This window comes from Yersinia enterocolitica subsp. enterocolitica, from assembly GCF_901472495.1.
Lineage (GTDB): Bacteria > Pseudomonadota > Gammaproteobacteria > Enterobacterales > Enterobacteriaceae > Yersinia > Yersinia enterocolitica.
The window spans coordinates 4,314,399-4,331,834 of the sequence record NZ_LR590469.1; the positions used below are offsets into that span (position 1 = coordinate 4,314,399).

Here is a 17,436-nt window from a genome sequence, read left to right on the forward strand (position 1 = left end):
TCCCTTGATATCACTGATTAGCTCGCCTGGTTATCAGGTAGGATAGGGGTAACCCGCACCCGCTTAATCATGTTTTCCTGTACGTCCAGCACATCAATCAGATAATTTCCAACACGAACCTGCGCATTTACCTGAGGGATCTCTTCGAGTTCTTCCAATAACATGCCATTGATCGTGCGTGCTTCGATAGGGAGTGACCAGTTGAATGCTTTGTTCAGTTCGCGCACATTGGCGCTGCCATCGATGAGTACAGAGCCATCGCTCTGCGGATTGACCTCTTCTGCCAGGCTAGGAGACATTGATGTTGTGAAATCGCCGACTATCTCTTCCAAAATATCTTCAACGGTCACTAACCCCTGAATATCACCATACTCGTCGACAATCATGCCGACTTTTTCTTTATTGCGCTGAAATTTCACCAGTTGCACATTTAATGGTGTGCCTTCGGGGATAAAATAGATCTCATCGGCAGCGCGTAACAAATTTTCTTTATTGAATTCTTTTTTCTCTGTCATGAGCCGGTAGGCTTCTCGCACGCGCAGCATGCCGATAGCATCGTCTAATGATTGACGATATAAAACGATACGGCCATGTGGGGAGTGGGTGAGTTGTCGCATAATTGATTTCCAATCATCATTGATATCAATGCCGACCACCTCATTACGCGGCACCATAATATCGCTGACGGTGACCTTTTCCAGATCCAGCACGGATATCAACATATCTTGATTACGACGAGAAATTTGTGAGTGTGATTCATTCACAATACTGCGCAATTCATCTTTACTCACTGCATCACTACTGTGAACGTTTCCGCGGATACCACACAAGCGCATCAGCCCACGTGTGATGGTATTGAGTAGCCATACCAGTGGCAGCATGATTTTTTGTAACGGGGCCAGCAAAACACTGCTGGGGAACGCCACGCGTTCAGGATAAAGGGCGGCGATGGTTTTCGGCATCACTTCAGCAAAAATCAGCACCACAAAAGTTAATACGCCAGTAGCTATGGCGACCCCGGCATTGCCATAGAGTCGGATACCAACAATGGTTGCCAGTGCTGAGGCCAGAATATTGACCAAATTATTGCCAATTAATACCAAACTTATCAGGCGGTCAGGGCGACGTAAGAGTTTCTCAACGCGACGTGCGGCGCGGTTACCTTGCTTGGATAAGTGGCGTAGACGGTAGCGATTGAGTGTCATCATGCCGGTTTCTGAAGCTGAAAAATAAGCCGAAACCACGACCATAATGACCAGAATGATGATCAGCGTGCTAGTTGAGACATGATCCAACACAGTGTTCCTTAATAACAATGAAAGCCCTGTGGATTCAACAAGGCTATGTGTGGATGATTGTAATAATGGCTAAGAGATCATGATCTCCTGTAGCAGGCGGCTGCCAAAATAGGCCAGAGTGAGTAAAAATGCGCCTGCAAAACTGAACCAAATCACTCTGCGCCCGCGCCAGCCTTCATGGTAATGCCCCCACAATAAAACGATGTAGACAAACCAGGCCATGATTGATAACACCGCTTTATGGACGTTTTCTTTACTGAATATATCATCCATATAAAGCAGGCCAGTACACAGTGTTAGGGTCAGTAAAACCACCCCGATTTGGGTGATGTGAAACATTTTACGTTCAATGCTCATCAAGGGCGGCATATCAGCATTAAAGGTGACTTTCTTATTTTTTAACTGATAATCGAGCCAAGCCAGTTGAAGGGCGTATAGTGCTGCGATGATAAGAGTGGCGTAGGCAAAGAGTGCTAGCCCGATATGAACGAAAATGGCCGGGCTGGCTTCCAGATGGGTAATGAACTCACCAGGGAGCAGACTGGCCAGTGCCAGATTGATCATGGCGAAACTGTAGACGATCGGCAGCAAAAACCATCCACGGCCTTGTGAGGCGACGATAGTCATGATGGTGCAAATCATCAGCCCGACAATGGAGCCGATATTCAATAAAGTGAGGTTTTGTCCACCGCCGACATCAAAAATCTGATGCTTCAGAGCAATAGCATGGCACACTAGCGCCACGACGGCAGAAACCAGCGCTAACCGCCGGTAAGCACTATTTTTCTGCACCAGGCTTGGGACAATCAAGCCCAGGCTGAGCGAATATGCGATCAAAGCCAAAATGGAGAACACGGGCATAGCGTTATATGGGCATCGGCTAAGTGAATTAGGTAGCCAGTATAGCGTCGAGCGCGTCCCTCTCCAACCGTTCTCCGACGTGAGGGCAGAGATCGTTTAAGCTTCGTGTTATAATCCCCCCATTGTGTCGCCAGAGCGGCCTGTTTCCACGTTGAGTATGAGACAATGTTTGAGAACTTAACTGATCGATTGTCGCGCACATTGCGCAATATCAGCGGCCGTGGCCGGCTGACAGAAGAAAATATTAAAGAAACGCTACGTGAAGTACGCATGGCGTTACTGGAAGCTGACGTAGCTCTGCCGGTTGTTCGTGATTTTATTAACCGGGTAAAAGAGCGCGCTGTCGGGCATGAGGTAAATAAGAGCCTCACGCCAGGACAGGAATTCGTCAAAATCGTTAAGAATGAACTTATTGCCGCGATGGGCGAGGTCAATAACGAACTGAATCTGGCAGCGCAACCGCCAGCAGTGGTGTTAATGGCTGGCTTGCAAGGTGCAGGTAAAACCACCAGTGTGGCTAAACTGGGTAAGTTCCTTAAAGAAAAACAGAAGAAAAAAGTGCTGGTTGTTTCCGCTGACGTTTATCGCCCTGCGGCGATCAAACAGTTGGAAACCCTGGCTCAGGGTGTTGGCATTGATTTCTTCCCGTCTGATGTACAGGAAAAACCGATTGATATCGTCAATCGTGCTCTACAGCAGGCGAAGCTTAAATTTTATGATGTTCTGATTGTCGATACCGCCGGTCGCTTGCACGTCGATGAAGCGATGATGGACGAAATCAAACAAGTTCATGCTGCGATTAACCCGGTTGAAACTTTGTTTGTCGTGGATGCCATGACCGGTCAGGATGCGGCCAATACAGCGAAAGCATTTAACGAAGCGCTGCCGCTCACTGGTGTCGTGCTGACCAAAGTTGATGGTGATGCCCGTGGCGGTGCTGCGTTATCGATCCGTCATATCACCGGTAAGCCGATTAAATTCCTCGGTGTCGGTGAAAAGTCAGATGCGCTTGAACCCTTCCATCCAGATCGCGTGGCTTCACGTATTCTGGGGATGGGCGATGTCCTGTCGCTGATTGAAGATATCGAAAGCAAAGTTGACCGCGCGCAAGCGGAAAAACTGGCAACTAAGCTGAAAAAAGGCGATGGCTTCGATCTCAATGACTTTCTGGATCAACTGAAGCAAATGCGCAATATGGGCGGTATGGCCAGCATGTTGAGTAAAATGCCGGGTGCGGGCCAGTTGCCAGATAACGTGAAATCGCAGATGGATGACAAGGTGACCGTGCGGATGGAGGCAATCATCAACTCGATGACGCTGAAAGAACGCGCCAAGCCAGAAATCATCAAAGGTTCACGTAAGCGCCGTATTGCCACTGGTTCTGGTGTGCAAGTGCAGGATGTTAACCGCTTACTCAAGCAGTTCGACGAAATGCAGCGCATGATGAAGAAAATGAAAAATGGCGGTCTGGCCAAAATGATGCGTGGCATGAAAGGTATGATGCCACCAGGTTTCCCGGGCCGCTAAATGTCACACCCAAAGTGATTGGAGTTGCAGGTAGGCGGCCAGTAAACGAATCTCGATGAGCTTACTCAAGTAAGTGATTCGGGTGAGCGCGCGCAGCTAACAACCCTGCGGCTTCAAGTCCGAAAGGTATATTTCGCGCTGTGATGTTAACCGGCGTGATGTGAGTAAAGATTTCCCGCTGAAAACAGCGGTAAACGAAGAAAATTGTGCTCATTACAAAACTAGCGCATAGGAATCTACGCTTTAGATTGCTTTTTGCGCCAAAATGAGTAAAATTTTCGGGCTTTTTATATTGCAACTGGACCCCGTTCCCCGATGGGGTCCAGTTGTTTTATTAACTAAAGAGGATGTTATGGTAACAATTCGTTTGGCTCGTGGCGGCGCTAAAAAGCGTCCGTTCTATCAAGTAGTAGTGACCGACAGCCGTAATGCTCGTGACGGCCGTTTCATCGAACGTGTAGGCTTCTTTAACCCGATCGCATCTGGTCAGGCTGAAGCTCTGCGTTTGGACCTGGATCGTATCAACCATTGGGTTGAGCTGGGTGCAACTGTTTCTGATCGCGTATCTGCGCTGATCAAAGAAGCTAAGAAAGCAGCTTAATCTGTCGCGGTGGTGGTTATTATGAGCAAGCAACTCAATCCAGTGGTTCCCGAACAGCCGATTGTACTCGGTAAAATGGGTTCAACTTACGGCATTCGCGGTTGGCTCAGAGTATTTTCATCCACCGAGAACGCCGAAAGCATTTTTGATTACCAGCCGTGGTTTATCCAGCAGGGTGGTAAGTGGCAGCATGTCGAGTTGGAAGACTGGAAGCGCCACAGTCAGGATCTGATCATTAAAGTTAAAGGTGTTGATGATCGGGATGCTGCGAATCTACTGACCAATTGCGAAATTGTCGTCGATTCCAAACAACTGCCTGAACTGGAAGAGGATGATTACTACTGGAAAGACCTTATGGGCTGTCAGGTAGTAACAACCGCGGGTTACGAACTAGGTAAAATCATCGATATGATGGAAACCGGTTCTAACGATGTGATGGTAGTGAAGGCAAACCTGAAAGATGCATTCGGTATGAAGGAGCGGTTGGTCCCGTTTCTTCATGGGCAGGTTATCAAGAATGTCGATCTCACTGCTCAACGTGTTGAAGTAGATTGGGATCCTGGTTTTTGACCTCCGAATTAAACGGCAAAGATGAGTGGAACAAAACAATGTGGATTGGTGTTATTAGCCTGTTTCCCGAGATGTTCCACGCAATAACCGATTACGGGGTGACTGGCCGGGCAGTAAAAAATGGCCTGCTGAGCGTGCAGTGTTGGAGTCCTCGTGACTTTACCTACGACCGGCATCGTACCGTGGATGACCGCCCATATGGTGGTGGCCCGGGAATGTTGATGATGGTGCAACCGCTAAGGGAAGCCATTCATGCAGCAAAAGCAGCGGCAGGCGAGGGAGCAAAGGTGATTTATCTGTCACCTCAAGGGCGCAAACTGGACCAACAAGGTGTTTGCGAACTGGCGACTAATCAGAAGATGATTCTGGTGTGTGGTCGGTACGAAGGAGTTGATGAGCGCGTAATCAAAACCGAAATTGATGAAGAATGGTCAATTGGAGATTACGTTCTCAGCGGTGGCGAGCTACCAGCAATGACTCTGATAGATTCAGTATCCCGCTTTATCCCGGGAGTGCTGGGTCATCAGGCCTCTGCGGAGGAAGATTCCTTTGTTGATGGATTGCTGGATTGCCCACACTACACTCGTCCTGAGGTGTTAGAAGGGATGGAAGTACCGCCAGTCTTGCTGTCGGGTAACCATGCCGAGATTCGTCGCTGGCGCTTAAAGCAGTCGCTGGGCCGTACCTGGCTTAGAAGACCTGAACTTCTAGAAAGCCTAGCTCTGACTGACGAGCAAATGGTGTTGCTGGCTGAGTTCCAACGGGAACACAAGCCCTGAAGCAACAGAACTATGAAAGGAGTGTTGTGCCGCGTGCCAACTTCCTGATATATCAGTTTACCTAGGGTAAGAGACTTATTATGAGCAATATTATCAAGCAAATCGAACAAGAGCAGATGAAGCAAGACGTACCTGCATTCCGTCCGGGTGATTCCGTGGAAGTTAAGGTATGGGTTGTTGAAGGTTCTAAAAAGCGTCTGCAGGCATTCGAGGGCGTGGTTATCGCTATTCGTAACCGCGGTCTGCATTCTGCGTTCACCGTTCGTAAAATTTCCAACGGCGAAGGTGTTGAGCGTGTATTCCAAACTCACTCCCCAGTAATCGACAGCATTACTGTGAAACGTCGTGGTGCCGTTCGTCAAGCGAAACTGTACTATCTGCGTGAGCGTACTGGTAAGTCTGCTCGTATCAAAGAGCGTCTTAACCGCACTAATACTAACTAAGATACAGCTCAGGCTTCATCCAAAAGTTAATAGTTATGAAGGGGTTAGCCATGTGCTAACCCCTTTTTTATTCCTATACTCGTCATATTTCAAATTGCATATGCGTTAGCTGCCTTGGTGCAACTCGAATTATTTAGGGTATAGAAGATAAATAGAAGGGATATCAGAGGGAATTAGCGTGGCATCACACCACGCTATAGATAATGATTAGAGGCCGTAAACCAGAGTTACCGATGTTGTGGTATCCGTATTTTTTGGTGCGCTGGCAGGTGGCTTAGTGTTGTAGGTCACGACATAGGCTAAGCGCAAGGCGAAGCTTTTATTAATAGCCACGTTCAATGCCGTTTCTGAGTTCAACGTCGTTTCTTCGTTTGCCAGAGCTGAAACGCCTTCACTGAACACTGTGTTGTCGGTTAACTGATAAGTATAGTTACCGCCAGCATAGGCTAAGGCTTTCGTCGCACGCCCACCTTCATAAAACTCATCATGGCGAACACCTGGACCAAATTCCACCCGCAGATTATGCAGTGGTGTGGTCATAATCTGACGACCATAACCCGTGGTTAAAACTGAGCGGGAATCAAAACCGTTATAGCGGTCATTCAACCAGCTGGCTTGTCCAAACAGGTAATTTCGATCAGTCAAATTATAGCGAGTACGGCCACCTAACTGATAACGTTCGGAAGAGCGTTCATTGTTGGCGCTGGTATTACGGGCTGCCCCCCACAAGCTATAAGCGGTGTTAGGCTGGAACCAGGTTAACGTTGAGTTGGCAGTCAATGTTGAGTTAGTGGTATTGCCTGACTGGGCGGTATAGCCTGCTTCAACGGTACCATCGAAGCTCTTTTTGGCTGTGGCTGGATCGTCTAAGGCAGTAAAAACAGTCGCGTCAGCAATAACTGAGGTGCTGATGAGAGATAAAGCGAGTGTGCTGATATAGAACGGCAACGCCCTGGTATGACGCAAAGAAAACATAATAGGTCCATGGTGAAGAAAATGATTTTTGTGATGCGGCACGCATTGTAGCAGTTGTGATCCTACTTACTCAGAAGATATTTCGGATTGAATAATTAATTATAATAAGACGGATTTTTTGATGAGTTCATTCTTAAAATGTAATAAACAGCAAAAATCTGCACTTGGATACAAACAAAAGAAATAAATGAAAGGGCCAGAATTGCTCTGACCCCTAATTTAGTACTTACCCGTTTTTACATAAAAGTGGTGACTAACACGTAGCCGGTGATGCATGAACAGATAACACCGATAAGGCCTGGAATAATAAAGCTGTGGTTAATAATAAATTTGCCAATTTTGGTAGTGCCTGAGCGGTCAAAACCGATACAAGCCAGATCACTCGGATAGGTTGGCAGAACAAAGTAGCCATAAGCCGCAGGGAAAAAGGCTATTAGCATTTTAGGATCAACACCCAACTGCAATCCCATTGGTGCAATGGCAGTAAGCGCTGCGGCCTGGCTATTAACCAATTTTGAAACCAGGAATAGAACAATGGCGTAGGTCCACGGATGACCTTTCACCACATCTTCCAGCACGAGTTTCAGATCCCCCATATGGGCCTGGAAGAAGGTATCACTCATCCAGGCAACACCAAATACTGAGAATATGGCGACCATACCGGCTTTGAATACTGCGCCGTTAGAGATATCGCTGGGTTTAACTTTACAACCAATCAGAATAACGGCACCGGCAATCAGCATCATCATCTGAATAACCAGATTCATTGATAATGACTGCATTTTGCCTTTAACTTCAAAAGCAGGGCGCAGGTCTGCAAACGCACCGAGTAATACCACTAACGCGATAGCAACGAAAAATATCCCGGTCGACCAATAAGCTTGTTTCGGGAAAACCTGATTTAACAAAGTATCTGTTGAGCCATAGATAAAGTCGCGCTGTTCAGGGTCTTTGATTCTTGCCTGGAAATCTGGGTCTTTATCCAGATCTTTACCGCGGCGTAGGCTCCACAATGCAGCCATCAAAACACCAACTAAAGAAGCGGGGACTGATACGGCCAGAATCTCCAGAATACTATAAGCCTGACCTATACCGTGATTAGCACCAATAATTGATACTAATGACACCACCGCGACCGATACTGGGGAGGCTGTAATTGCCATTTGCGAGGCAACTGATGCCACCGCCATTGGCCGCTCCGGGCGGATACCTTTTTTAATGGCAATATCGGAAATAATAGGGAACATGGTATAAACAACATGTCCGGTGCCACATAAAAAGGTTAATGACCACGTTGTAAAGGGTGCTAATAGCGTAATGTGCTGAGGATGTTTTCGTAATAATCGTTCAGCAAATTGCATCATTACATTTAAGCCACCGGCAGTTTGTAATACAGCAGCACAACCGATAACGGCTAATATTGTCAGCATCACATCGACAGGGGGTTTACCTGGTTCGAGGCCAAAGATAAAGGTCAGAATAAATAAGCCAATACCACTTATTAACCCCAGCCCCATGCCCCCATAGCGTGTCCCAACTAGCAGACAGAGAATTATAATTATAAATTGTAGTGTTATCATAATATTACCTTGCTTCCAACATGAATGAAATTCCGTTGTATTTAGCCGGTTTTAAGCAATGGACATGGCTCTTACTCATTTTTATCTATCAGAGCACAGGTGAATTGATTAAAACCTTGCTAATATCAAGGCTATATTGTTTAGTTATGTAATTAATTAAATCTGAGATCTGTCTCTGTTTTTATATCAGATCTGACTTTTCTAATTAATTAAAGTGGAATTGGCTGACGTTAATAGAATATAAGATTCGGTTGTGAAAATAATGTATTAATATTGTTTTAAATAAATTCATTAATAGCACAATGGCGCAACATATAAACATATTCCAGGCTGAAATAGTCGCTAGTTAATTCCCAACTTCTCCTTTAGGAGTTTTAAGTAACGTCGACTCACAGGAATATGTTTACCACTGCGGGTAATAACTTCGGCAGAACCGTTATCCATCAGTTGTATCTCGCCCAGCTGTTCAGTATTAACCATATATTGGCGATGGCAGCGGACAAAAGGAGTTTTCTCTTCCAGCGTTTTGAGTGATAGCTGGGTATAACCCGATTGTATGGTTCCGACTACATGCACACCGCTCAGCTCAGAGCTGAGATATTCCACTTCCTCAATTTTCAGCAAAAAAATACGGTTATGACCAGAGCAAGGAATATGGCGTAGCATCGGTTCTGTGATTTTATGTAAATTATTATTTACACTAAAGCTTCTTCTTAGGCGAACGAGCGTTTTGGCTAACCGTTGCTGGTCGAGCGGTTTTAACAGATAGTCAAAGGCATGCTCTTCAAAAGCACGGATAGCATATTCATCGTAGGCGGTAACGAACACGATCTGCGGCATCTTTTCTGGATTGAGCATCGAAGCCAACTCCAGACCATTAATTCTCGGCATTTGGATATCGAGAAATATCACATCGGGTTGCAGGCGTTGGATTGCGGGGATAGCTTCCAAGGCGTTGCTACATTCGGCGACGATCTCAATATCATGTTCTTCACTTAATCTCTCGCGTAAATCTTCACGCGCAGGTTGTTCATCGTCGACGATGATGACTCTTAACATACGGCCTCCACAAATTTTCCGCATTTTATCATGGCCTCAGGGGCAGGTTAGGAGCATCTGCAGAAACTGCGACTTACCGCAAAAGTCAGAACAAAATATGCCTGTAAATATGCGGGTAATTATTTATTTACACATATGGATTGAAATGTTTACACATCGTGATATTGTGGTGGCCTCAAACGACAAACACGCTAAACGACATCCGCTAAACAGAGACAGGTAAAGAATATGATCATGCAAAAAGATGCGCTCAATAATGTCCACATCAGTGCCGAACAAGTACTGATAACGCCGGAAGAACTGAAAAATCAGTTTCCATTGAGCGACAATGATCAGTATGCGATTGCTAGCGCGCGCAAAACCATTGCTGACATTGTTCAAGGACGAGATCCTCGCTTATTAGTGGTATGTGGTCCCTGTTCTATTCACGATGTAGATGCGGCTCTGGATTATGCGCGTCGTTTGAAAACGCTTTCTGCACAATTAAGTGACAGCCTGTACATCGTGATGCGTGTCTATTTTGAAAAGCCGAGAACCACTGTCGGTTGGAAAGGTTTAATCAATGATCCGGCAATGGACGGCTCTTTTGATGTGGAAAGAGGGTTACATATTGCACGTCAATTATTGCTGGATTTAGTCGGCATGGGTCTGCCTCTGGCAACTGAAGCGCTGGATCCGAATAGCCCACAATACTTAGGCGATTTATTCAGTTGGTCAGCTATTGGTGCGCGCACCACTGAATCGCAAACTCACCGTGAAATGGCTTCGGGTTTGTCGATGCCTGTTGGGTTTAAGAATGGTACTGACGGCAGTTTGGGCACGGCTATTAATGCCATGCGTGCCGCCGCTATGCCACACCGTTTCATGGGGATTAACCAGTCGGGCCAGGTTTGCTTATTACAAACACAGGGAAATCCACACGGTCATGTAATTTTGCGCGGCGGTAAAACACCTAATTACAGTGCGCAAGATGTCGCGCAGTGTGAAAAACAGATGCAGGATGCGGGACTCATTCCATCCTTAATGATAGATTGCAGTCATGGTAATTCGAATAAAGACTACCGTCGTCAGACTGCGGTCGCTGAATCTGTGGTTGAACAGATCAAGGCTGGCAATCGTTCTATCACTGGTGTGATGCTGGAAAGTAACATTCATGAGGGTAATCAATCTTCTGAGCAACCACGCGCTGATATGCGCTACGGTGTTTCAGTGACCGATGCCTGTATTGATTGGGACAGTACCGAAACCCTGTTACGAGGCATGCACCAGGAATTACGTTCAGCGCTGGCGGCACGGACTGCAGAGGAAAAGTAAGTATGGTGGCTGAACTGACCGCTTTACGTGATCAAATTGATGAAGTCGATAAAGCACTATTGGATTTGCTGGCAAAGCGCCTGCATTTAGTCGCAGAAGTAGGTGAAGTTAAAAGCCGTTATGGCTTGCCTATTTATGTTCCAGACCGTGAGGCGGCGATGTTGGCCTCACGCCGACAGGAAGCCGAGGCTTTAGGTGTTCCACCTGATTTGATTGAAGACGTATTGCGTCGGATAATGCGAGAGTCTTATACCAGCGAGAATGACAAGGGGTTTAAGACACTATGCCCGCAGCTGCGTCCGGTGGTTATCATCGGTGGAGAGGGGCAGATGGGGCGCTTATTTAGTCGGATGCTCACACTGTCCGGTTATCAGGTAAAAACACTTGAGCAACAGGACTGGGCACAGGCTGAATCTATTCTGGCAGATGCCGGGATGGTGATTGTCAGTGTGCCCATCCATATCACTGAAGAAGTGATAGCCCGATTACCAAAATTGCCGTCAGATTGCATTTTATTGGATCTTGCTTCAGTCAAAAATAAGCCGCTGCAAGCTATGCTCGCCGTTCATGAAGGGCCGGTGGTGGGATTGCACCCAATGTTTGGGCCTGATGTAGGCAGTTTGGCCAAGCAGGTTGTAGTGTATTGCGATGGACGTGACCCTGAAGCCTATCAGTGGTTGCTAGAGCAGTTGCAGGTGTGGGGCGCGAGATTACATCGTATTAGTGCGGTTGAGCATGACCAGAATATGGCGTTCATCCAAGCATTGCGCCATTTTGCGACCTTTGCCTATGGGCTACATTTAGCAGAAGAAAATGTACAGCTTGAACAGCTATTGGCGCTCTCTTCACCCATTTATCGGCTGGAACTAGCAATGGTAGGGCGACTATTTGCCCAAGATCCACAGCTTTACGCCGACATTATTATGTCATCGGAAGATAATCTGGCGCTGATTAAACGCTATTACAAACGTTTTGGTGAGGCGATCACCTTGCTTGAGCAAAGTGACAAACAAGCCTTCGTGCAAAGTTTCCAGAAAGTTGAGCATTGGTTTGGGGATTATGCGGAGCGCTTCTTGGTGGAGAGCCGTTCATTATTGCGTCAGGCGAACGATAACCGCCAGTAAATCGAATCTATCACTTGCCTGTTTCAAAAAGTCATCCCGACAGTATCGGGGTGACTTTTTGCTATTTAAACCCGTCATACTTCAAGCTGCATGTGCGTTGGCTACGCTCGTTACTCGGCCCGTCCATGGGCCTCGCCTCTGCGAGGCCGCTGCAAACAGCGTTCAAATCGGTTCCCGACCGATTTGTCACCCGAATCACTTACTTATGTAAGCTCATCGGGATTAATGAGCCTCATCCTTGAGGCTCACCCTGCGGGCTAGCATAAATGCTGTTCAAATCGGTTCCCAACCGATTTGTCATTCGCTTGCCGCCTTCCTGCAACTCGAATTATTTAGGGTATAAGGAGGGGAGAAGGGGGTTAACTCGGATTGACCGGAACCACGTTTTCACTTGGGTAGCAGCCTAATACTTTTAATGACCGAGTTATCGGCGTCAGATCCGCCAGCGCTTTTTGCATAGATTCAGAACGCAAGTTAGCCTGTACATCGATATAAAACATCTCTTCCCACGGATTGCCATTTATTGGCCGTGATTCAAGCTTCGTCATGATGATACCGTGATCTCTCAGTACCAGTAGCGCTTCAACCAATGCCCCTGATTGTTGCCCTGTCGCCATAATTAAGGTGGTTTTTGCCGGGAGCTGGTCAGAAACATCAATAGCTTTACGGGCAAGAATAATAAAGCGAGTGATGTTCTGCTGCTGATTCGCCAGATTGTGTTCCAACACCTGCAAATTATAAAGCGCACCACCGGCTTCACTTCCTAGTGCCGCTGCATGTGGTGAGTTCAATTGCGCCACTTTTTCCATTGCCGCAGCCGTGCTTTCGCAATACTCGATTTTCCAATGGGGAAAACGGTTTATGAACTGGCTACATTGCTGGAAAGGTTGAGGATGGCTGTAGACGGTTTTAATTTGACTCAGATCTGTTTCAGTCGCGACCAGAACACAGTGATCGATAGGATTAGTTATTTCCCCGACAATCGATAAACTGGTGTGTTGCAGCAAGTCATATACATCATTGATGGAACCTGAGCTGGTGTTCTCTATCGGCAATACGGCGTAATCCGCCTGGCCGGTTTCTACTTGAGTAAAGATATCCTGGAATTTTTGGCAACCACACTCAATCAATTGTTCAAAGTGACGAGCTGCATATTGGCGCGCTGCCAGATGTGAGTAAGAGCCTTTTGGACCAAGGAAGGCGATACGGGCTGAGTGCTGGGCGGTTTGATTTAGCTGGTGTTGTAACAGTGCCTGCTGAGTCAATACTGAATCTTCAATAATCAGCTGGAACAGGCGAGTGATATAGAAGCCATCAAGATCATAAGGTTTGGCGGCGGTAATGAGCGCATCCAGCAAATTACGCTCACGTTCTTTATCGCGGATCGGGCGGTGATGAAGTTGTTTGGCTTTAGCCACATCTACCGCTAATTCACGCCGTTCTGCCAGCAATGCCAGTAGTTTTAAGTCTAGTGCGCTGATGCGTTCACGTAGCACCAGTAATGGATTATCGGTCATAGGGATTTGCCTTATTATTTTTTCTAAATGATTACACCCTAAATAATTCGAGTTGCAGGAAGGCGGTAACTAAGCGAATCCCCAAAAGCTTACATAAGTAAGTGACTGGAGAAGCGAAGGAAGCCAACGCACATGCAGCTTGAAGTATGACGGGTATTTATGCATAAAAAAAGCCTCCCGACGTGGGAGGCTTTGTTGTTCGTCTTCGCATTCTTTATCACACGACGAAACGCCTCCCAATCAGGGGAAGGTAAAAAAGAATGCGAAGAAAAACACTTTATTAATCATTGTTGCTGGCTACCTGTTTTAATTCTGAGTGAGACAATATGTAATAGCTAAAATAATCAGACTCTAAATTAACCGCCAGTCTGAATTGCTGTCAATAAAAAACGCGCTCGAAAGCGCGTTAGATCCGAAATGAGATGGATTATGCCGGCTATTGTTCTTGCTCGGATTCTTCTTCCTCTACATCTACTGACTCCAGATTAGCTTCTTTAACACTGCTTGCTGCGCGACGAGCCTCACCTTTGTGTTGCACTTTATTTAATTGGCGTTCTAGTTTGGTGATCAGTTCATTAATTGCAGCATACATATCATCATGTTTGGCACTGGCAACCAAGGGGCCCATCGGTGTACTGATTGTGGCGTCTGCAACAAATCCTTGCGGATCTTTAGACAGTACAATATGTGGGTTTATCAACTGGGCCTGCCATTTATCCAGTTTGGTGAGACGGTCTTCGACATGTTTACGGATTGCTGGGGTAATATCCATTTGTTTACTGGTGATGTTGACTGTCATATGACTTACCTCTCTGTCTACTCCATCTTGGATAACTTCAGCATACCTCGCTTTTTACCAAAATGTATGATCAAGATCACTAATTTTTGTCACTTTTTGCAAAGGTCGTGGGAACTGTGATTTAACGTCAGTAATAGGCGCAGAGGGCTTGAATCATTGATCAGAATGCCGCATTATCGATAAGTTATGTCGCATGGATATAGTCAAAAACGGCATTATTTTTACGATTTAAGTAGGATCTCAGCGCGATAGTCTGTGGGCATGAATCTCTGCGGTTTGTGGCTATCAAGACGGAATTGAAAGCGGCAGCCTAAGCTGCCGTTTGTTATTTTATCATTCCAGACTTATTTTGTCGCGACAGACTATATCAGGCTGGGTTCGCTGCTATTATCTTGGCAACTTTGTCTGCCTGAGCATTCAGTTGCAATTGTTTATAAGCATTTTCCATCAACGGCAGCGCATCGCGAGTTGCTTGAGTATCAGGATAATCTCTCAACATTTGTTCAACACGGTTAACTACCGCGACGTAAGCGCCTCGTTTAGTGTAATATTGCGCCACGGCCAGTTCATGCTTGGCCAGACGATTTTTCAGGAACATCAGGCGTTTTTGCGCGTCAGTTGCGTATTGGCTGTTTGGATAGCTTTGAATCAACTGGTTAAAATCGCGGAATGCGGCCTTAGCGTGTTGCGGATCGCGGTCTGAACGATCAATCCCGAAGAAGCCTTGCAATGCGCTGTCATCCAGAGCCATGTCAGTCAAACCACGCATATATAATACGTAATCGATGTTAGGATGTGTGGGATTGAGGCGCATAAAGCGATCGATTGAGGCTTGCGCCAACGGGAGATCAGCAGATTTATAATACGCATAAATCAAATCAAGCTGAACTTGTTGGGAGTAAGGCCCGAAAGGATAGCGGTTATCTAACGCTTCTAGTTGCGTAATGGCTCCCTTAAAGTTACCGTCCTGCAGTTTTTGCTGAGCGGTAGCATAGAGCTCAGAAGGCGGGTTATCGGGAACCACGTCCTTGTTACTGGAGCAACCGGTCAGCACCAGGCTCAACGTGGCGGCAGCCACCAGATATTTCATACGCGTCATGACGTTTTGATTATCCTCGAAGTGTTATTCCGGGAGACTGTCCGTTAAGCTCCCGACAAAGATCTAGATACAATAGCACATTATATTAAACGGCATCGCCGTCAAAACCCAACGTTAACGAACAAGAAGCTGCATATGGCACAACAAGTACAACTCAGCGCAACGGTGGCCGAATCACAACTCGGTCAACGGTTAGATCAGGCTTTGGCCGAATTGTTCCCTGATTATTCAAGATCTCGCATAAAAGAATGGATCTTGGAAGACAAGGTGACTGTAAACGGTAAAACAATTAACAAGCCTAAAGAAAAAGTGTTGGGTGGTGAGCTCGTCGCAATTGACGCGCAAATTGAGGAAGATGCCCGCTGGGCGCCTCAAGAAATCCCACTGGATATCGTCTATGAAGATAACGATATTCTCGTTATTAATAAACCCCGTGGCTTAGTCGTGCACCCTGGCGCCGGTAATCCAGACGGCACCGTTCTGAATGCATTGCTCTATTATTATCCAGAAATCATGGATGTCCCACGCGCGGGTATCGTACATCGCCTGGATAAAGACACCACTGGTTTGATGGTGGTGGCGAAAACTGTTCCGGCACAAACTCGTTTGGTGGAAGCGCTGCAAGCGCGTGAAATTACCCGTGAATACGAAGCGGTGGCAATCGGCAATATGACAGCTGGTGGCAGAGTTGACGAGCCTATTTCTCGTCACTCTACCAAGCGGACACATATGGCTGTGCATCCGATGGGTAAACCGGCGACCACGCATTATCGTATTATGGAGCATTTCCGTGCTCATACTCGTTTGCGCTTGCGTTTAGAAACGGGCCGTACACACCAGATCCGTGTGCATATGTCTCATATCAACCATCCGCTGGTAGGTGATCAGCTGTATGGCGGCCGTCCACGTCCACCGCGCGGTGCCTCTGATTCCTTTATTGCTATTCTGCGCGGCTTTGACCGCCAGGCGCTGCATGCAACTATGCTGCGTTTGTATCATCCAATCAGTGGCATTCAAATGGAATGGCATGCGGCATTACCAGAAGATATGGTTGAGCTGATTAATGCGCTGAAAGCCGATACTGAAGAATTCAAAGATCAGATGGATTGGTAATGAACAAGCTGATACTTCCCGACTGGCCGATGCCTGCCACTGTGAAGGCATGTAGCACCACCCGTCATGGTGGTATCAGCGAATTCCCTTATGATTCATTAAACCTTGGCACCCATGTCGGGGATATTGCCGCTAGTGTGGTTGCAAATCGCCAATCTTTAGTGGAGCAAGCAGGATTGCCGCAAATGCCTGTTTGGCTCGAACAGGTGCACGGCACTCGTGTCCTGCATCTGGACGGCAAGACTATTTCTGATGTACAGGCCGATGCGGTATATAGCCGAGTTGCTGGGCAAGTTTGTGCGGTAATGACTGCAGATTGCCTGCCTGTGCTGTTTTGCTGTTTAGCCGGTGATGAAGTAGCTGCCGCCCATGCGGGCTGGCGTGGGCTTTGCGCTGGCGTTCTGGAACAAACGCTCACTCAGTTCAATGCCAATCCTGCTTCTATCATGGCGTGGTTAGGCCCGGCAATTGGCCCGCAGCAGTTTGAAGTGGGTGAAGAGGTTAAACAGGCATTTATCCAAATCGACGGACAATTCGCGACTGCGTTCACACCTTCCGGCTCTAAATATCTTGCCGACATCTATTTATTAGCTCGATTGCGGCTACAGGCCGTAGGTATTCACGCTATATATGGCGGTGATCGCTGCACAGTGACTGAAAAACAACATTTTTTCTCTTATCGGCGTGATGGAATCACTGGACGTATGGCAAGTTTAATCTGGCTGATATAACCTATTGAATTAGGACGATCCGCTGGCGCATGACGTTGTACTTTAA

17 protein-coding genes and 1 other annotated feature are annotated in these 17,436 nt (G+C 46.8%); of the genes, 9 read left to right on the forward strand and 8 right to left on the reverse strand.

From position 1 onward, the window contains the following. Positions 1-17: 17 nt before the first annotated feature. Together FGL26_RS20295 and FGL26_RS20300 are read right to left on the reverse strand one after the other, a co-directional pair. A complete protein-coding gene (locus tag FGL26_RS20295; RefSeq protein WP_005167430.1) occupies positions 18-1,295 on the reverse strand; it encodes an HlyC/CorC family transporter in 1,278 nt (425 codons plus the stop codon). 72 nt (positions 1,296-1,367) lie between these two features. Continuing rightward, entirely contained in the window at positions 1,368-2,159 is a 792-nt protein-coding gene (locus FGL26_RS20300; protein ID WP_005167431.1) for a cytochrome C assembly family protein, read from the reverse strand. Positions 2,160-2,324: 165 nt separating this feature from the next. Here FGL26_RS20300 and ffh point away from each other — a divergent pair, with 165 nt between their 5' ends. The 5 genes from ffh to rplS all read left to right on the forward strand — a co-directional run bounded on the left by ffh (position 2,325) and on the right by rplS (position 6,079). Further along, positions 2,325-3,686, forward strand: a complete 1,362-nt coding sequence (ffh, locus tag FGL26_RS20305) for a signal recognition particle protein (protein WP_005167432.1) — start codon at positions 2,325-2,327, stop codon at positions 3,684-3,686. A 352-nt stretch (positions 3,687-4,038) separates the two neighbouring features. Beyond that, positions 4,039-4,287 (forward strand): 30S ribosomal protein S16, encoded by a 249-nt coding sequence (rpsP, locus tag FGL26_RS20315; protein ID WP_005166006.1) that lies wholly within the window; start codon positions 4,039-4,041, stop codon positions 4,285-4,287. Between the two features lie 21 nt (positions 4,288-4,308). Beyond that, entirely contained in the window at positions 4,309-4,857 is a 549-nt protein-coding gene (gene rimM, locus FGL26_RS20320; protein WP_005166009.1) for a ribosome maturation factor RimM, read from the forward strand. Between the two features lie 38 nt (positions 4,858-4,895). Then, positions 4,896-5,636: a tRNA (guanosine(37)-N1)-methyltransferase TrmD gene (gene trmD, locus FGL26_RS20325; RefSeq protein ID WP_005167433.1), complete on the forward strand. Its 741-nt coding sequence runs from the start codon at positions 4,896-4,898 to the stop codon at positions 5,634-5,636. Between the two features lie 80 nt (positions 5,637-5,716). Beyond that, positions 5,717-6,079, forward strand: a complete 363-nt coding sequence (rplS, locus tag FGL26_RS20330; RefSeq protein WP_005167434.1) for a 50S ribosomal protein L19 — start codon at positions 5,717-5,719, stop codon at positions 6,077-6,079. A 207-nt stretch (positions 6,080-6,286) separates the two neighbouring features. On the opposite strand, the gene FGL26_RS20335 is transcribed toward rplS, so the two are convergent. From FGL26_RS20335 to btsR, 3 genes are all read right to left on the reverse strand, one after another. Beyond that, positions 6,287-7,054 carry a DUF481 domain-containing protein gene (locus FGL26_RS20335; protein ID WP_005167436.1) on the reverse strand — a complete coding sequence of 256 codons (768 nt, stop codon included), beginning with the start codon at positions 7,052-7,054 and terminating at the stop codon, positions 6,287-6,289. 236 nt (positions 7,055-7,290) lie between these two features. Next, a complete protein-coding gene (locus tag FGL26_RS20340) occupies positions 7,291-8,634 on the reverse strand; it encodes an anaerobic C4-dicarboxylate transporter (RefSeq protein ID WP_005167439.1) in 1,344 nt (447 codons plus the stop codon). Between the two features lie 342 nt (positions 8,635-8,976). After that, on the reverse strand, positions 8,977-9,693 hold the full coding sequence (gene btsR, locus FGL26_RS20345) for a two-component system response regulator BtsR (protein WP_005167441.1): 717 nt from the start codon (positions 9,691-9,693) through the stop codon (positions 8,977-8,979). Between the two features lie 234 nt (positions 9,694-9,927). On the opposite strand from btsR, the gene FGL26_RS20350 reads away from it, so the two are divergent. After that, positions 9,928-11,007, forward strand: coding sequence for a 3-deoxy-7-phosphoheptulonate synthase (locus FGL26_RS20350; protein WP_005167443.1), 1,080 nt, complete (start codon positions 9,928-9,930; stop codon positions 11,005-11,007). Between the two features lie 2 nt (positions 11,008-11,009). Next, on the forward strand, positions 11,010-12,131 hold the full coding sequence (gene tyrA / locus FGL26_RS20355) for a bifunctional chorismate mutase/prephenate dehydrogenase (RefSeq protein ID WP_005167445.1): 1,122 nt from the start codon (positions 11,010-11,012) through the stop codon (positions 12,129-12,131). A gap of 359 nt (positions 12,132-12,490) precedes the next feature. Here tyrA and pheA read toward each other — a convergent pair whose 3' ends face one another. The 3 genes from pheA to bamD all read right to left on the reverse strand — a co-directional run bounded on the left by pheA (position 12,491) and on the right by bamD (position 15,546). Further along, complete coding sequence (pheA, locus tag FGL26_RS20360) at positions 12,491-13,648, reverse strand: bifunctional chorismate mutase/prephenate dehydratase (RefSeq protein WP_005167446.1); 1,158 nt, start codon at positions 13,646-13,648, stop codon at positions 12,491-12,493. Between the two features lie 163 nt (positions 13,649-13,811). Beyond that, positions 13,812-13,937 (reverse strand) — a sequence feature (Phe leader region). 147 nt (positions 13,938-14,084) lie between these two features. After that, a complete protein-coding gene (raiA, locus tag FGL26_RS20370; RefSeq protein ID WP_005166518.1) occupies positions 14,085-14,447 on the reverse strand; it encodes a ribosome-associated translation inhibitor RaiA in 363 nt (120 codons plus the stop codon). 367 nt (positions 14,448-14,814) lie between these two features. Continuing rightward, on the reverse strand, positions 14,815-15,546 hold the full coding sequence (bamD, locus tag FGL26_RS20375) for an outer membrane protein assembly factor BamD (RefSeq protein ID WP_005167447.1): 732 nt from the start codon (positions 15,544-15,546) through the stop codon (positions 14,815-14,817). Positions 15,547-15,681: 135 nt separating this feature from the next. Between bamD and rluD the strand changes: the two genes are divergently transcribed. Next, the gene (rluD, locus tag FGL26_RS20385; RefSeq protein WP_005166515.1) at positions 15,682-16,659 is read left to right on the forward strand and encodes a 23S rRNA pseudouridine(1911/1915/1917) synthase RluD; all 978 of its coding nucleotides are present in this window, start codon (positions 15,682-15,684) and stop codon (positions 16,657-16,659) included. Continuing rightward, complete coding sequence (yfiH, locus tag FGL26_RS20390) at positions 16,659-17,390, forward strand: purine nucleoside phosphorylase YfiH (RefSeq protein ID WP_005167449.1); 732 nt, start codon at positions 16,659-16,661, stop codon at positions 17,388-17,390. The genes rluD and yfiH overlap by 1 nt, the downstream gene beginning before the upstream one ends. Positions 17,391-17,436 lie beyond the last annotated feature (46 nt).

What these genes read in the sequence shown, in the direction of transcription:
- FGL26_RS20335 (WP_005167436.1), bottom strand. Translation starts at nt 7,054, where the DNA reads ATGTTTTCTTTGCGTCATACCAGGGCGTTGCCGTTCTATATCAGCACA.
- ffh (WP_005167432.1), top strand. Translation starts at nt 2,325, where the DNA reads ATGTTTGAGAACTTAACTGATCGATTGTCGCGCACATTGCGCAATATC.
- rplS (WP_005167434.1), top strand. Translation starts at nt 5,717, where the DNA reads ATGAGCAATATTATCAAGCAAATCGAACAAGAGCAGATGAAGCAAGAC.
- btsR (WP_005167441.1), bottom strand. Translation starts at nt 9,693, where the DNA reads ATGTTAAGAGTCATCATCGTCGACGATGAACAACCTGCGCGTGAAGAT.
- trmD (WP_005167433.1), top strand. Translation starts at nt 4,896, where the DNA reads ATGTGGATTGGTGTTATTAGCCTGTTTCCCGAGATGTTCCACGCAATA.
- rimM (WP_005166009.1), top strand. Translation starts at nt 4,309, where the DNA reads ATGAGCAAGCAACTCAATCCAGTGGTTCCCGAACAGCCGATTGTACTC.
- tyrA (WP_005167445.1), top strand. Translation starts at nt 11,010, where the DNA reads ATGGTGGCTGAACTGACCGCTTTACGTGATCAAATTGATGAAGTCGAT.
- FGL26_RS20340 (WP_005167439.1), bottom strand. Translation starts at nt 8,634, where the DNA reads ATGATAACACTACAATTTATAATTATAATTCTCTGTCTGCTAGTTGGG.
- yfiH (WP_005167449.1), top strand. Translation starts at nt 16,659, where the DNA reads ATGAACAAGCTGATACTTCCCGACTGGCCGATGCCTGCCACTGTGAAG.
- FGL26_RS20350 (WP_005167443.1), top strand. Translation starts at nt 9,928, where the DNA reads ATGCAAAAAGATGCGCTCAATAATGTCCACATCAGTGCCGAACAAGTA.
- rluD (WP_005166515.1), top strand. Translation starts at nt 15,682, where the DNA reads ATGGCACAACAAGTACAACTCAGCGCAACGGTGGCCGAATCACAACTC.
- raiA (WP_005166518.1), bottom strand. Translation starts at nt 14,447, where the DNA reads ATGACAGTCAACATCACCAGTAAACAAATGGATATTACCCCAGCAATC.
- bamD (WP_005167447.1), bottom strand. Translation starts at nt 15,546, where the DNA reads ATGACGCGTATGAAATATCTGGTGGCTGCCGCCACGTTGAGCCTGGTG.
- pheA (WP_005167446.1), bottom strand. Translation starts at nt 13,648, where the DNA reads ATGACCGATAATCCATTACTGGTGCTACGTGAACGCATCAGCGCACTA.
- rpsP (WP_005166006.1), top strand. Translation starts at nt 4,039, where the DNA reads ATGGTAACAATTCGTTTGGCTCGTGGCGGCGCTAAAAAGCGTCCGTTC.
- FGL26_RS20300 (WP_005167431.1), bottom strand. Translation starts at nt 2,159, where the DNA reads ATGCCCGTGTTCTCCATTTTGGCTTTGATCGCATATTCGCTCAGCCTG.